Genomic DNA, 13,563 nt, shown 5'->3' with positions numbered 1-13,563 from the left:
AATAGCTTCCCGTTATCGTGGACCTGAATGACAGGAATAAAGAGAGGTGTCATGTCGGAGTCGATGCGTCACGCAGCGCTGCTCAACCGGCTGCGTTACAAGCACTTGTTGCTGATTGCCTTGCTCGACGAGCACCGCAACCTGCATCAGGTGGCAAGGGTCCTGAACATGTCGCAACCGGCGGCGACGCGCATGCTGCGTGAAATCGAGGCGACCTTCGAATGCCGGCTCTTCGAGCGCACCACGCGCGGTGTACAGCCGACGCGCCTGGGCGAGGTGCTGATCGAATTCGCCCATGGTGCCCTGAACCGCTTGAACCGCTGCGCCGAGTCACTGCATCGGCATCAACTGGGCGACCAGGGACAATTGGTATTGGGAGCCATCATGGGAGCGGCGCCCGATCTGGTGGCGGAGGCGGTGATCGAGATGAAGCGTCAACGTCCGCTGCTGCAGGTGCGACTGCTGGGCGAGACCAGTGACCAGCTCGTGGAACTGCTGGCCCAGAACAAGATCGATATCGCCATCGCTCGCTATGTGACTGCGCTTCAGCATAACCAGTTCGACTTCGAGTCGCTGGGCAACGAGACGATGCTGGCCGTGGTGCGTCACGACCATCCTCTGGCCGATGAGGCAACACTGTCGCTGGCAACATTGCTGGAAGCCTGGCCCTGGATACTGCAGCCGCTGGAGAGCCCGGCGCGACAGGTTCTGGAGAAGGAGTTCGAGCTGGCGGGCCTGATGTCGCCGCGCGACATCATCGAGTGCGGCTCGATCTTCGCAGCCTTGCAGCTGGTCAAGCGCAGCGACGGCGTGCTGGTGATGCCCGAGTCGGTGTTGCGCGACTATCTCGCCATCGGGTTGATCAAGGCGCTGCCGATCTCGGTCGGCAAGACGCTCTCCCCGTTCGGCATCCTGACGCGCAAGAACGAGGCACTCAGCGAGCCCGTTCGCCACCTGTGCACCATCCTGCGCAGCATCGCCGGGCATTGAGTGGTGGGGAGTGTGTCCAGCACGCGATCCCCGGCGAGAGCGATGACACGTCATTGGCAGTCAGCGCCACATACGAAAAAAAGCCACCCGTGAGAGGTGGCTTTCTTCTGGTAGTGGTGGAGGCGGCGTCCAACTAAAAGCGGCGTCATGTTTCTGATATTGCTGGTTGTTCATTATTTGATTTTTCTGTTGTGCCCCTAAATATGCCCCCTTAGAGACGTTTCTGCCCTCGTTTCTGAGTCCCCCGCCAATCCCTACTTTTCCCTACTTGGCTTCCAGCAGCGCCAGCCGATGCTCGACCACTCATGCTTGGTAGTGGTCGCACGGCCCGTCCGGTTTGTCCGTGCCGCGTCCAGGTGGCAACGCCGTTGCATTCGTCGCCCCGGTGCCCAGAACGCACTTGGCAGGCGTTGCTATGATCGTAGCGTCGAGGTGGTCAGCTCGACCGGCTGGGACAGCGCCTCTTAAAGACACTCTGTCCGACTGGCGTTGCGTTTCGTCGTTTCGTGCCTTCGGTGCAAGAGTGCGCAGGCGGTGAAAGGCCGGGATTCCGGCTAAAGGGGATAATCCTCTCCTTTTCGGCAGGCACTACCCGGCGTCGGGGTGGTGCCGGCAAAAGGTGGGAATCCTCCCCTTTTCGCCAGGTGCGGGGCTTCACGCAGCGTTTCACGCGCCAGCCTCACGCATCCAGGGTCGGCGTCCAGCGTTTCAGGTTTTATTAGGTCGGGGCAGTCGTCTCGATGTCAGGTTTTGTCAGGTTCCCAGCCCACGTTTTCACCAGCCAGGTGGGCGGCTGTAGCTGTTCTCCCGCTGTTCTGAACAGTGCCGGGGAAGGCTGCGCCGGTCCGTCCAGGTGTTAGCATTTGTTAGCACGCTGGCGCCGATCATGGCCGGGCGACCTTAACATTCCTTAACACCCTACCGGCTGCGTCCCAGAGGTGCGCACCTCTGCGAACCTATTCCGCGAAACAGGGTGCGAACCGGTATCGACCTGAGCATTCCTTAGTATCGGCTGGCCGGGACAGGTGGTCACGGAAAGTCACGCTGCCACCATAGCCAGCCCCGCGCACGCAACGACTTCGGAAAAGCCTACCCGGCCCCGCGCGCGTTGTGACGTCAGAAAAACCTTCCCTGCCTCACGCGCGTAGTGACTGTGGAAAAACCTTCGCGCACGCGCCCGCGTGTACTGCTCCGAAAATCATCAGACACCAGGGCGACGGCGGACGGCCCTTTTAGGGACCATCAAAATCATCAGACTGGCACCGTGCCAGCTCTCGCTCGATGGCCAGGCGCACGAACTCGGCACGGTTGCGGTGCCGGTGGTGCTGGCCTTTCTCCATCAGGGCATCGACGGCTTCCACCACGTCGCGCTCCACGCTGACGATCAGCCGCATGGGGTCGGCCAGGCGTCTCGGGTTATGGCTCATCGTCGTCACCCTCCCCATCAAGGTTGATGTGCGGCGGCTCCAGGTCTATCTCGGGCAGCGTCATGTCCAGCTCTATCGGTGTGTCGAGGTCGATGGTTGGCAATGCGTCATCCATGCTCAGGCCCCTTTTATAGTGGGGAAGTACTCGGCCCCAGCGATTGCTGGGGCCGATGGTGGGCAAGGTTCGGGCAAGGGTCAGTGCAGTGGCTTGGGTGGCGTGGTGCGTAGCTGGTCGGCTATGCCCATCTTCTCGGCATGGGCCAGCAAGTCCTCCTCGCTGGCGTCCAGCGCCTGGGCCAGATCGGCCAGCTTGAACACGGGGGGCCTTGCTCTTCGACGCTTTCTGGCTCAAGGCCGGAGAAGAACGCGCCATGTGCTCGACGCTGCAACGCCCCCCCCCCCGGATCAGCCACAGGTACGGTATGGTGATGATAGTGGGCCAGTGCTGAAATGGCATAGTGAAAGCAGTAAGTTTATTCTTCTCCGTATGCGGCTCGCATGATTCCATCTGCAAAAAATATCTGTGGCTTTTGGCTCTCTGGATGTTTTTTCAGAATCTCAAGCTTCACTAGTCGATTTACATCAGACTTTGCAGTGGGGAAGGAGACATCATACCTCCTTGCGATAGCAGGAATTGTTACAACAGGATTCTCAAATAGATCTGAAGAAATTTGAACAAGCCTGGCGCTTGCTTGGGACTGACTGTGGATCTTTTCTTGATATTCTTCTTTCAGCCCAACGAGCAGATCAACTCGTGAAAGGCTATCGTTTGCTTGCTCTTTAACTCCGCGAAGGCAGAATGCTAGCCAAGTCTCCCAATCCCCCTTGGTGCTTACATTATAAAGATATTCAATATACTCATCTTTATATTTTTCAAAGAAAGCAGACATATAAACCCAAGGGTTGGCCAGGTCAAGCTCTTTATACATTTGCAAGGATAGTAAAAGTCTTCCAACTCGGCCATTGCCATCTTTGAAAGGGTGTATGGTCTCGAATTGATAGTGCATCATAAAAGCTTTTATCAAACAGTCGTACGATGTTTTTTTCTTTAAGGAATCGTCGAAATCTTGAAGGCAATCTGACAAGCTTATGTCAGGTGGTGGAACAAATCTTGCATCATGGCCTATTTGTACTAGTCCTTTTCTAAACTCCCCTGGAGATTTGTCTTGTCCTCTAACGCCTGACAAAAGCTCCTCGTGCATCGTCCTAAGCAAAGCTAGAGATAACGGATAGCCTGCATCAAGTATCGCTTTTCCTGCTAGCAAAGCTCGCCCATAGTTCCATACTTCGCGCCATTCATTGGCTCTATCTTTATCAGATGATGGTTCTACAGGTGATGCGTCGTACAGTAAAAGCTCCTCTGGGGTTGCGTAGGTGCCTTCCATGCTCGATGAGCGTAACGCTTCGCGGTTTTGAAGGGGGCGGAGCAGCAGCTCAGGGTTGGGCATATACCTGCCCATGCCATCAAGCCTCGCGATCGCTTCCTTCGCTTCTGCCAGTAACGGCCAGAGTCTTGTGGGCATCTCCCAATCCCGGGGCATTGGATCAGGAACAAAAGCATACTTAGACCTTGGCAAGCTAACCTCGACCAGCCTACCTGTTGCCCCCCGTTGGAAGTCGCTGTCATCCATACCTTTAACTCCTCCGTCTCAAATTAAAATTTTAGGCATGTTTTTTTAACTCAATCGATGGTGTTGAAGCAAGCTCTATCTCGATCACAGGTTATCCACAGGGTGGAGGGGCGATGCACCTGATATAGACGCAGAGCCGTACAGGCATGCTATATCTGGTGTGTTTAACTTCTTGCGTTGTTTTAAATGGTTGCAGGTGGGTCGTTTGAAAAGCCATACAAATCATTGGCTTGCGTTTTTCTTGGCATCTGCCCTCTTGCAGCCGGGTCGCCTCCTATATCTTGTCGTCGGGACTCATCGGCGAATACCCTTCAGGTAGCGGTTAGCGGCCCGCCTGCCGGCATTGGCGCGGCGGTGGGCCTGGGGCTCGGAACGGGCGGCGTCCGTCCATGCCTCGACATACCGATGGACCAGGCGCATGGCCTCGGCAGCCGGCAGCCCTGACAGGTGCTGCATCAGATACCGGCGGTCATCCGACACCAGCTCGCAATGGCGGGCGATATGCGCCAGTCACGGCGTCAGCGGCTCGACATTGGCGACCGGCGCCGCCGGGTCAGGGTATGCCGGCCATACCGCCTTGGCGGCCTCCAGGGCCTTGTCACTGGCCAGCAGCCGGCGCACTTGCCGGCGGGCGCTCGTCAGGTCCGGTGCCACCTCGAAGGCGTCGTCTATCACGGCCACCAGCTCGGCGCGTACCCGCCGGCCCAACGGCATCAGCCGCGCCCGGACTTGTGCCACCAGCTCGGGGCCAAGGTCGCGCCCGGCATCGCTCAGGGCAGCCAGCAGCGTCTCGACCTCGTTTGCCGGGACATCTCTCCGGCCATCCTGCATTTCGTGATGTCCACGGTGTCCGCCATGTCCACATGGCTCAACCACGCGGGTTACAGGCTGGACATGGGGTGGACATGCGGTGTCCGGGGATGTCCACCGGCCATCGGAAAAAGCGCGGTAAACGTCATCCAGGCTCATGCCACTGTCTCCTCGCCATCGGTGGGCCGGATCGCGTAGAAGCGACCACGACGCCCGCTGAGTTGAACGCGAACCGACCGCGCGTTAGTCTCTCGCTCGACGATCCAGCCGGCGGCTTCCAGGGCATCCAGGCCGCGCTTCAGGTCAAAGCTGCCTAGCGCCTCTATCAGTCCTCCCGTCGTGAACAGGTAGGCACGCCCCTGAGCGTCTTCACGCCACCAGCCGGCGCGGTTGTGGACGGCGGGGGTGTGCGCGGGATCGGCGTCCATGCTGCTGAACCGGGCGTCGCCATGCCGCTCGATGAAGTCGCTGACGTTGGCCAATATCTGTTCGTGCTCCGTGCGCACGCCGCCTTGCCCGGCGGACCACGCTCGGAATGCCTCGACAGCGGCGGCCATGGCCTCGCCCTGCTGCCATCCGGCTAGCCCATACTCGGCGGCCAGCTCTCCGGCCAGGCCGATCAGCGCCAGCACCTTGGCGGCTCGCCCTTGCAGTGGGTGGAACGTGGTGAAGCCGTCGAGTTGGGCGAAGCGGTCCACCTCGCCGGCCAGGTCACGCTCCTCGCTTACCAGCCGTTCGATGAAGGCCGGGCCAAGGTGCCCATAGTGGCGCGTCACCTCCGTTTTCAGGTGGTCCGCGAAGGCGCGGCCATCCGTCAGGTGGTGCAGGTCATCGAAGGCCCCATGCTGGCGCGTGGCGGGAATGTCCAGCAGGCGGACCATTTGCCCGGCCTTGGGGCGCTTGCCGGCCTCGCTCATGTGGGCGGCCAGGGTGTGCTCGCCACTGCTTAGCACGGCGATACGCCAGCGGTGGGGGCGCCGGGCGTTGCCGGTGCGGCTGGCGCGAGCCTTGCCGGTGCCGTTGCCCAAGGCGTAGACGGTGGCGCCGATCTCCCGGCCATCGGCCTCCCCGATCTCGTCCAGCACCAGCGCCGTGTCGCTCAGCGCGGCGGCGATACCTTCCAGGCCGTTGCCGGTGGCCCGCCAGGTGCGCTTGAACTCGGGACTTCCCCAGACGCTGGCGGCCACCTCCAGGGCGGTGGTCTTGCCGTTCGAGGAATCGCCCACTAGATGAATGCCGGCGGTCTGACGGTGCGTCAGGTACAGCAGCGGCCCGGCCAGGGCAGCCGATACCGCCAGCACCAGCAGCGGGTTGCCGCTGCACAGGGTGCCCACGTGCCGGCGCCAGCTTTCCAGGCTGCCGGCGGTGGCATAGTCGCCTTGCCCGGCGTGCTCGCTCTGGAAGGTGAGGCGGCTGCCCAGCGCCCCGGCGGCGATGCTCCGGCGCGGCATGACGAACACCCGGCCTTCCTCCAGTTGGTGCCAGCCGACGCGGGTGGCGGCGATGACGCGGGCCTCGGGCGTTGCCTGAGCGAGCCACTTATTCAGGCGGCGATGGGCGTCTGGGTTGATCCTCACGCCCATGTCCAGCAGCTCGCCGCGCAGCTCCTCGCCGTTGCCCTTCAGCAGCCGTTGGGGCATGGCCCATTCCCGCCGGGCGCCATAGGGCGGCGTGAACCACAGCAGCAAGCCGTGATTGTCCCCGCGCTCGTCATGGGTGGCGGCCAGGCACTCGATGGGGCTGCATACCCACTCGTCGAACGGTTCAGGGTCATTGTCGCCCTTGGGCTGGCGCTGGCCGTGGTAGTACAGCCCCGGCGGGCCGTACTGCGTGCGGGTCAGGTACGTGGCAAAGCTCGGGCGCTTCGGCTCCCGTACTGCCTCCGGCTCGCCCTCCTCGGGGCTTTCCTCATGGGCGAGTGGACACGTGGACACGTCAGGTGTCTGCATGGTGTCCACGCTGGAGCCCCCATGGTTGTGGGCATTGGACATCGTGGACATGGTGGACACCTCTTTTTGCAGGTGTCCGGGTTCGCTCTCCGTGTCTGGCGCTGTCGAGCCGCCGAACATGTCGAGGGTATCGGTGCAGTCAGTCGTCATGGTGGGCACCTCCTCCCCGGCACTGGCGCACGTCGGCAAAGTCGGTACACGCCTCGCAGCCGTCGCAGAACGTCGGCATCAGCAGGCGGGCGCCGATGGCCAGGGCAGCATGGCGAGCCGCGACGCGGCCCTTATTGGGCAGGCCCTGGGCCGGCAGGTGGCGGTCATCGTCGCCGCCGATGGTGATGGCCACTTCCTCGGGCAGCCGCTGGCGCAGGTGCCGGGCGACCGGGGCCAGGTTGTCGGCGTTGCGGGCGACCACGACCGGGCAGCCCATGACCTCATGCAAGGCGGCGGCGGTACTCCAGCCCTCGGCCACCAGCACATGGCCAGCGCCGGCTAGGTGGCCGATCAGGCTGGCCACGCCCCGGACACGACCGCCCGGCAGGGGCCGCTTGCCGCCATCGGGAAAGATGCGCTCCAGATTGACCAGCTCGCCGTCGCAGAACAGCGGCATCAGCAGCATGTCGCCACGCTGGCACAGGTTGTAGGGCGGCAGGCTCTTGCCGGCCAGGTAGGGGTGGCCAGGATCGGCGGGGCGAGATTGCGCCCACCAGCGGGCCGCCCGTGCCTGGGCTTCGGCCTCCCGCTGCCGGCGTTCCCAGTCGCGCCGGTCCCGTGCCCGCATGGCCTCCAGCCGGGCCACCGCTGCCGCCTCGGGATCGTGGGGGCCGTCGAGGGTGACGGTTTCGGTCAGGTCCATGTGCCAGATGCCGAAGCTGGCCGCCTCGGGGCTATGGATGCGATACCAGCCGTTGGCGTTGCCCTTGGGCTTGTCCGGCGTGTCGAATCGCTCGAAGCGCCCGGACGCCTTGGGCGCCAGCGTCACGCCGTACCGGGCCAGTGCCTCGGCCAGTGCAGCCTCGATGGTGGTATGCTGGCGGTGCGCTTGGTGTGGCGCATCAGTCTGGGTCTGGCTCCTCTCGGGGAGCCGGGCCTTTTGCGTCGTGGTGGTCATTGTGGCGACCTCCCGCCCGGCTGGTGGACTGCCAGGGTGTCGAGCGTCGAACGGATCGCGCCCGCGATGTGCCCGGTAGCATCGACAAGGGGCTGGTAGTTGGCCTGGGGATGACCAGCATCGGCTAGTGCATGGGCGACGGCATCCAGCCGGTCCCCCAGCGCCAGCAGCTCATCGGCGGCATTCACCAGGCTGGTAGCTTGGTCATGCGTCATGCGGCACCCCCTTGGGCGCGGCTGGCCACGATGCGCTGCTCGATCCAGGCGGTGATTTCCTCCTCGATCCATGCCACGGCGCGGGGGCCAAGCTGGATCGGGGCGGGGAAGTCGCCGGCATTGATAAGGCGGTGAAGGGTGGAGTTCGAGATGCCGCAGCGGCGCAGCACCTCGGGGCGGCGAAGGAGAGTGGACTGGCTGGAAGCGTCTGACATATCACGGTGCCCTATGCGATGAATTGCATGGGCATCGTGGATTGTCATTCGTGTGGTCGTTCAAGCCTTCCGTGCGGGTGGTTAGACGGCTGTTACCGTGTGACCACTCGAACATAAGAGATTGTTTTATAAAGGGGCTACCGGGTGCCCTTACGGTTTTGTCTGAGCCCAGCTTGCTGCAACTTTCGCGGCCTGCATACAAGGTCAGCAGCCTGCGCCAGATTCTTTGTGGCGCCCTGATTTTTCAGGTGATCGACTACCTCTCCCTTGCTTGGCGCTGTGCTTGGATCATCAGGATCATATGTTGCCCAGAACTGTTCTATGGCTTCCTTCACATAGCGCAGCCCATCAGATTCATGCGTGCCAAATGATAGCCGAGGAACTTCCTCGGGGCTTTGGGTAGCAGGCTCCTGGGGCTCTGCCTCAATGGTTTCCGGGGGTGGTTTTTTCCCGACCACTGGCACCTTTTCGTTTTCGATCTAGCTCATAAGGCTGGCCCGGGTAATGGTGGTGCTTTGTATGGATATTTCTTCGGAACGGTCGTTGTGCTTGATGGGGAAGGCAGGACCGAAGCCCTCGCCTTCAGCCTGGCAAACAACCGTCGGCAAAGTCCCTTGGCGAATTGCGCTCACAAGCCCAAGTGCAACGCCGTGCGCCCGCTTCCATCGGCTGTGATAGCTGGCCCTGGCCGAGCGTAAATTGTGATCAAAAGGGTCGATTCCAGCCACAAGCAAAGCGGCCTGTTCAACCGTGAACTCCATCACGGTTTTCCAGTGGGTCAGGTCCGGGGGAGTCTCATCATCCATCGGCGCCACTCCTTCGCGCTCACTCCAGGGAAGAATGGCTGGCGGGCGTGGTGGAGTTGCCACGCTTTCGGGTGATCGGCCCTAGCCAGCCAACGGCGGTGCGGCGACTGCCGCTTGTCTCAGGCCCCGGCGCGGATCGGCACCACGTTGTCGGCGCCATCGCGCAGGGCGTCCAGGTAATCGGCCCAGCTTTGCAGCATCTCCCGGCGCTGCTCCAGGTGAGAGGTCCGGTTGTAGGCGTGACCGTTACTGTCCTTCACGGCGTGCGCCAGTTGCTGCTCTATGTAGTGCTCGGGGTAATTCAGGCGCTCGGCCAGGATCGTACGGGCCATCGCCCTGAAGCCGTGCGCTGTCATCTCGCCCTTGAAGCCCATCCGGTCCAGCGCGGCCTTGATGGTGTTGTTGCTCATCGGGCGCTTGATGCTACGGATGCCGGGAAAGACGTACTCGGCTCGCCCGGTCAGTCCATGCAGGTCGCGCAGGATCGCCACGGCTTGGGTCGGCAGCGGCACGATATGGGCTTGCCCCGTCTTGCTGGCGCGGAAGGTCCAGGTGGCTTCCTTCAGGTCGATGTCGGTCCAAAGTGCTTGGCGCAGCTCACCGGGGCGGGTGAAGACCAGGGGCGCCAGTTTCAACGCGGCGATGGTGACTGGCTGGCCACCGTAGCCCTCGATCGCTCGCAGCAGGCCAACGACCTCCTTGGGATCGGTTACAGCTGCGTAGTGCTTGGTCTTGTGCGGGCGCAGTGCGCCGCGCAGATCAGGCACAGGGTCACGCTCGACGCGTCCGGTGGAGATGCCATAGCGGAATACCTGGCCGCACAGCGTCTTCACCCGATGGGCCGTCTCGATGTGGCCGCGTTCCTCGATGCGGCGCAGGCAGTCCAGTAGCTCGGGCGGGGTGATCTCGGAGATGGGTCGTTTGCCGATGGTCGGGAAGGCGTCACGCTCCAGGCGGCGCTTGTTCCGCTGGTAGTGGGCAGGCACCACGTCGTGCTGGTGAACCTTCTCCAGCCACTCGACGGCCACGGCCATGAAGGTATTGGCGGCGGCCTCCTCGCCTTGCTGGCGGGCGATGCGCTTGGCGGCGCTGGGGTCGATGCCCTGGGCAAGCTGGCGCTTGGCCTCGTCGCGGACCTCGCGGGCAGCCACCAGGGAAGTGCCGGGATAGACGCCGATGGCCAGCCGCTTCTCCTTGCCAGCGTGGCGGTACTTCATCCGCCAGTATTTGCTCCCGCTGGGGGATACCTCCAGATAAAGACCGCCGCCATCGGTCATCTTGAACGTCTTGTTCCTGGGCTTGGCCGTCTTCACGGCGGTAGCGGACAGCTTGTTGGTCTGGCGGCTCATGGGGGCACCTCGGGGCGGTGGTCGCCTTATGCCCCCTTGTCGGCAGTGCCAGATGCCCCGGGGAGGGGGCGGGCTATCGGCCAACCAGGCGCCGGACGGCGCGGTTTCTGGCAGGTTTGGGGGCATCAGGGTATCGGTTGCAGCGTTGTGCCCCCAGATATGCCCCCTTCGGTGGGGGCATGTCAAGGAATGCTATGAAACGTCCAGACACAAGAAAGGGGCCCGGAGGCCCCTGTTCATGCGGTTTCTAGTGCTTCTTGGGAAGTCCTGAAACCTAGGTTTGGTGGAGGCGGCGGGAATCGAACCCGCGTCCGCCGACACTCGCCCATCGGCTCTACATGCTTAGTTCCGTCTTTTGCTTTAACGTCTCTGGCTCCGACGGGCAGGATCCAGAAACGCGATTCCTCTGAGTTTTAACGGCTGACACGAGGACGGGGCCAGCCGCGATCCCATCAGTCTGAGCTCGTATCCCATCGGTGATGAATGGGCACATCACCTCCGGGCCGGACTAGAAGCTAGCAGTTTTTACGCTGCCAGCGCGCCCTGAGCGTAGTTGTCGTCGTTTGCGACTATTTAATCGTGATGTTGGATTTACGAGATACATCACGCTCTCGGCATGCACCTCAGGGGTTGTCATCGGCGTCGAAGCCATGTCGCCCCCGTAACGTCGTCATTCTAACAGAGTGGCTATGGGTGTGACAGCCTTATGTCTTGTTGTGCTCGCGCAGGATGCGCCCCTTCTGCCGCTGCCAGTCGCGGTCCTTCTCGGTGGCCCGCTTGTCATGGAGCTTCTTGCCGGTCACCAGCGCCAGCTCGCACTTCACCTTGCTGCCTTTCCAGTACAGCTTGAGCGGCACGCAGGTGTGCCCCTTGTCCTGGGTGCGCGAGAAGATCCGGGCGATCTCCTTGCGATGCAGTAGCAGCTTGCGTGTCCGGGTCGGGTCGGCCACCTCATGGGTGCTGGCGGTATTGAGCGGGGTGATATGGCTGCCCAGCAGCCAGGCTTCCCCGTTCTTGACCAGGATGTAGGTGTCGGTGAGCTGCGCCTTGCCAGCGCGCAGGCTCTTCACCTCCCAACCGGCCAGCACCAGGCCGGCCTCGAAGGTCTCGTTGATGTGGTACTCGAAACGTGCCTTCTTGTTCAGGGCGATGGCGTTGCTGCCCGGACCCTTACCCTTACCTTTCTTGTTGGCCATGGAACCTCATATTCTGTCTTGCCGATGCTGGCCTGCCCCTCCGATATGGGGGGAAGCGTGATACCATTCAAGGCCTGAAATAACCGCTCATGATACGCCTTGGGCCCCTTGAAGTCAGCGGAGAGGTCAATGCCAACGGTCAATCGGTCCGCCTTGGTGCGGCACACCCCCCAGCAAATGTTCGATCTGGTCAACGATTTCGAACGTTATCCGGAATTCCTGCCGGGCTGTCGGCGTGCGCGGTTGCTCGAACGAGATGCCGAGCATCTGGTCGGTGAAATGACGCTGGGCCGTGCCGGTATCGAACAGAGCTTCACTACACGCAACGATCTCCAGGAGCCTGAACGCATCGATCTGGCATTGGTCAGCGGCCCCTTCAAGCGCCTGCGCGGGCGCTGGCTGTTCCTGCCGATGGGCGAGGATACCTGCAAGGTCAGCCTGGAGATGGAGTTCGAGTTTGCCAATCGTCTGCTGGGCATGGCGTTCGGCAAGCTGTTCCAGCAGGTGGCAGGCCAGCTGGTGGATGCCTTCACGCGTCGCGCCGATGAGCTCTATGGTCGCTGAGGGCAAGGGCGTCGTGAACGTCGAAGTGGCCTTTGCGCTGCCGCACAGGCAGCGCATCGTCTCTTTGACGCTGCCCGAGGGCGTCAGCGCCCGCGAGGCAGTGCGCAAGGCCGATCTTGCACAGTATTTCCCCGATGTGCCGCGCGAGACCTTCGAAAATGCCGCGCTCGGCATCTTCGGCAAGGCGCTGCGCGACCCGGATCGATATGCACTGCAAGAGGGCGACCGGGTGGAGGTCTACCGGCCGCTGCGCATCGATCCCAAGGCGGCGCGGGCCGCCCGTGCCGCCGACAAGCAGGGCTGAGGCGAGGCGGTATCAGTCGTCCTCGGGCTGTACGTTGAGCAGGTTGCCCGTCCGCTCTCCGGCGGAATCCATCGGGCCGATGCCGCGTTCGTTGGCCACCGACGGGGCACTCGAGAAGTCGCCGTGCCGCTCGATGTCTGCCAGTCGATTGCCCTGGAAGGTCAGGGTGAGACGGCGTTGCTCGACCCCGCCGTAGGCCTCGTCCAGGCGGTAGACGTAATCCCATTGTTGCGCGTCGAAGGGTGCCTCGAGCATCGGGCTTCCCATCAGGTCGACGACCTGCTGGCGCGTCATGCCGGGTTGCAGTTGAGCGGCCATCTCGGCGGTTACCAGGTTGCCCTGGGCCAGGTCGCGCTTGTACACGCCGAAATAGCTGCAGCCGCTGATCAGGGTCAGGGCGACGGTAAGGGTGACGGTTCGAGTCAGCTTTTGCATTTGCGCCTGTTCTTCACTATCGTGGTTTTGGTCGATCATACCCGACCCTACCTGATACTGCGAAGAGCAACCATGGCCGACCAGAACCATGAATTACGCAAGGCCGGTCTGAAAGTGACCCTGCCGCGCGTCAAGATACTGCATATCCTCGAGAACGCCACGGGGCAGCACCACCTGAGCGCCGAGGATGTCTACAAGACCCTGCTGGAAGCGGGCGAAGACGTGGGCCTGGCCACCGTCTATCGTGTGCTGACACAGTTCGAGACCGCCGGTCTGGTGACTCGTCACAACTTCGATGGCGGCCATGCCGTCTTCGAGTTGACCCAGGAGGAGCATCACGACCATATGGTGTGCCTGGAAAGCGGCGAAATCATCGAGTTCTTCGATGACACCATCGAGCGTCGCCAGCAGGAAATTGCCGAGGAGCACGGGTACGAACTCGTTGATCATGCCCTGGTGCTTTATGTGCGCCCCAAGGGCTCCAAGGTGACGCGCCAGGAATCGCCCGGCAAGAAGTGAGCGCGCTCACCCGATGAGGCGTGACTGACGGCGCCCCCGTTCCAG

At 62.2% G+C, this 13,563-nt stretch carries 18 protein-coding genes and 1 other RNA gene; 4 read left to right on the top strand and 15 right to left on the bottom strand.

Annotated elements, in window-relative coordinates; genetic code table 11:
* Positions 1-51 precede the first annotated feature (51 nt).
* A complete protein-coding gene (locus HSDC_RS14050) occupies positions 52-990 on the top strand; it encodes a LysR family transcriptional regulator (RefSeq protein ID WP_064700576.1) in 939 nt (312 codons plus the stop codon).
* Between the two features lie 1,232 nt (positions 991-2,222).
* On the opposite strand, the gene HSDC_RS16540 is transcribed toward HSDC_RS14050, so the two are convergent.
* The 14 genes from HSDC_RS16540 to smpB form a co-directional block, all read right to left on the bottom strand.
* Complete coding sequence (locus HSDC_RS16540) at positions 2,223-2,417, bottom strand: ribbon-helix-helix domain-containing protein (protein WP_073292229.1); 195 nt, start codon at positions 2,415-2,417, stop codon at positions 2,223-2,225.
* Positions 2,407-2,532, bottom strand: coding sequence for a hypothetical protein (locus HSDC_RS17060; protein ID WP_280168501.1), 126 nt, complete (start codon positions 2,530-2,532; stop codon positions 2,407-2,409). The genes HSDC_RS16540 and HSDC_RS17060 overlap by 11 nt, the downstream gene beginning before the upstream one ends.
* 80 nt (positions 2,533-2,612) lie before the next feature.
* The gene (locus HSDC_RS17055) at positions 2,613-2,735 is read right to left on the bottom strand and encodes a hypothetical protein (RefSeq protein ID WP_280168502.1); all 123 of its coding nucleotides are present in this window, start codon (positions 2,733-2,735) and stop codon (positions 2,613-2,615) included.
* 155 nt (positions 2,736-2,890) lie between these two features.
* On the bottom strand, positions 2,891-4,048 hold the full coding sequence (locus HSDC_RS16535; protein ID WP_073292231.1) for a Fic family protein: 1,158 nt from the start codon (positions 4,046-4,048) through the stop codon (positions 2,891-2,893).
* Between the two features lie 294 nt (positions 4,049-4,342).
* On the bottom strand, positions 4,343-4,504 hold the full coding sequence (locus tag HSDC_RS16765; protein ID WP_219810286.1) for a hypothetical protein: 162 nt from the start codon (positions 4,502-4,504) through the stop codon (positions 4,343-4,345).
* Between the two features lie 54 nt (positions 4,505-4,558).
* Complete coding sequence (locus HSDC_RS14045; RefSeq protein ID WP_064700575.1) at positions 4,559-4,879, bottom strand: hypothetical protein; 321 nt, start codon at positions 4,877-4,879, stop codon at positions 4,559-4,561.
* 134 nt (positions 4,880-5,013) lie between these two features.
* Positions 5,014-6,957, bottom strand: a complete 1,944-nt coding sequence (locus HSDC_RS14040) for a DUF927 domain-containing protein (protein ID WP_137055326.1) — start codon at positions 6,955-6,957, stop codon at positions 5,014-5,016.
* Positions 6,947-7,915 carry a toprim domain-containing protein gene (locus tag HSDC_RS14035; RefSeq protein ID WP_082920057.1) on the bottom strand — a complete coding sequence of 323 codons (969 nt, stop codon included), beginning with the start codon at positions 7,913-7,915 and terminating at the stop codon, positions 6,947-6,949. The genes HSDC_RS14040 and HSDC_RS14035 overlap by 11 nt, the downstream gene beginning before the upstream one ends.
* Complete coding sequence (locus tag HSDC_RS14030; protein ID WP_064700574.1) at positions 7,912-8,130, bottom strand: hypothetical protein; 219 nt, start codon at positions 8,128-8,130, stop codon at positions 7,912-7,914. Before HSDC_RS14030 ends, HSDC_RS14035 begins: the two co-directional genes overlap by 4 nt.
* A complete protein-coding gene (locus HSDC_RS14025) occupies positions 8,127-8,345 on the bottom strand; it encodes a helix-turn-helix transcriptional regulator (RefSeq protein ID WP_064700612.1) in 219 nt (72 codons plus the stop codon). The genes HSDC_RS14030 and HSDC_RS14025 overlap by 4 nt, the downstream gene beginning before the upstream one ends.
* Positions 8,346-8,824: 479 nt before the next feature.
* Positions 8,825-9,151 carry a hypothetical protein gene (locus HSDC_RS16525; RefSeq protein WP_073292233.1) on the bottom strand — a complete coding sequence of 109 codons (327 nt, stop codon included), beginning with the start codon at positions 9,149-9,151 and terminating at the stop codon, positions 8,825-8,827.
* A gap of 119 nt (positions 9,152-9,270) precedes the next feature.
* Positions 9,271-10,500: a tyrosine-type recombinase/integrase gene (locus tag HSDC_RS14015; RefSeq protein WP_064700573.1), complete on the bottom strand. Its 1,230-nt coding sequence runs from the start codon at positions 10,498-10,500 to the stop codon at positions 9,271-9,273.
* Between the two features lie 281 nt (positions 10,501-10,781).
* Positions 10,782-11,161, bottom strand: a transfer-messenger RNA (tmRNA) gene (gene ssrA / locus HSDC_RS14010).
* 43 nt (positions 11,162-11,204) lie between these two features.
* Positions 11,205-11,696 carry an SsrA-binding protein SmpB gene (gene smpB, locus HSDC_RS14005; protein ID WP_064700572.1) on the bottom strand — a complete coding sequence of 164 codons (492 nt, stop codon included), beginning with the start codon at positions 11,694-11,696 and terminating at the stop codon, positions 11,205-11,207.
* Positions 11,697-11,825: 129 nt separating this feature from the next.
* Here smpB and HSDC_RS14000 point away from each other — a divergent pair, with 129 nt between their 5' ends.
* Together HSDC_RS14000 and HSDC_RS13995 are read left to right on the top strand one after the other, a co-directional pair.
* Entirely contained in the window at positions 11,826-12,260 is a 435-nt protein-coding gene (locus HSDC_RS14000) for a type II toxin-antitoxin system RatA family toxin (protein WP_064700571.1), read from the top strand.
* Positions 12,250-12,564 carry an RnfH family protein gene (locus HSDC_RS13995; protein ID WP_064700570.1) on the top strand — a complete coding sequence of 105 codons (315 nt, stop codon included), beginning with the start codon at positions 12,250-12,252 and terminating at the stop codon, positions 12,562-12,564. Before HSDC_RS14000 ends, HSDC_RS13995 begins: the two co-directional genes overlap by 11 nt.
* Positions 12,565-12,576: 12 nt before the next feature.
* On the opposite strand, the gene HSDC_RS13990 is transcribed toward HSDC_RS13995, so the two are convergent.
* On the bottom strand, positions 12,577-12,999 hold the full coding sequence (locus HSDC_RS13990; protein WP_064700611.1) for an outer membrane protein assembly factor BamE: 423 nt from the start codon (positions 12,997-12,999) through the stop codon (positions 12,577-12,579).
* Between the two features lie 72 nt (positions 13,000-13,071).
* On the opposite strand from HSDC_RS13990, the gene fur reads away from it, so the two are divergent.
* Positions 13,072-13,518, top strand: coding sequence for a ferric iron uptake transcriptional regulator (fur, locus tag HSDC_RS13985; RefSeq protein WP_064700569.1), 447 nt, complete (start codon positions 13,072-13,074; stop codon positions 13,516-13,518).
* The last annotated feature ends 45 nt before the right edge of the window (positions 13,519-13,563 follow it).

This window comes from Halomonas caseinilytica, from assembly GCF_001662285.1.
In the GTDB taxonomy this organism is placed as follows: Bacteria; Pseudomonadota; Gammaproteobacteria; order Pseudomonadales; family Halomonadaceae; genus Halomonas; species Halomonas caseinilytica.
The sequence above is the reverse complement of the archived record's forward strand: the minus strand, read 5'-3'. Positions and strand labels throughout refer to the sequence as shown.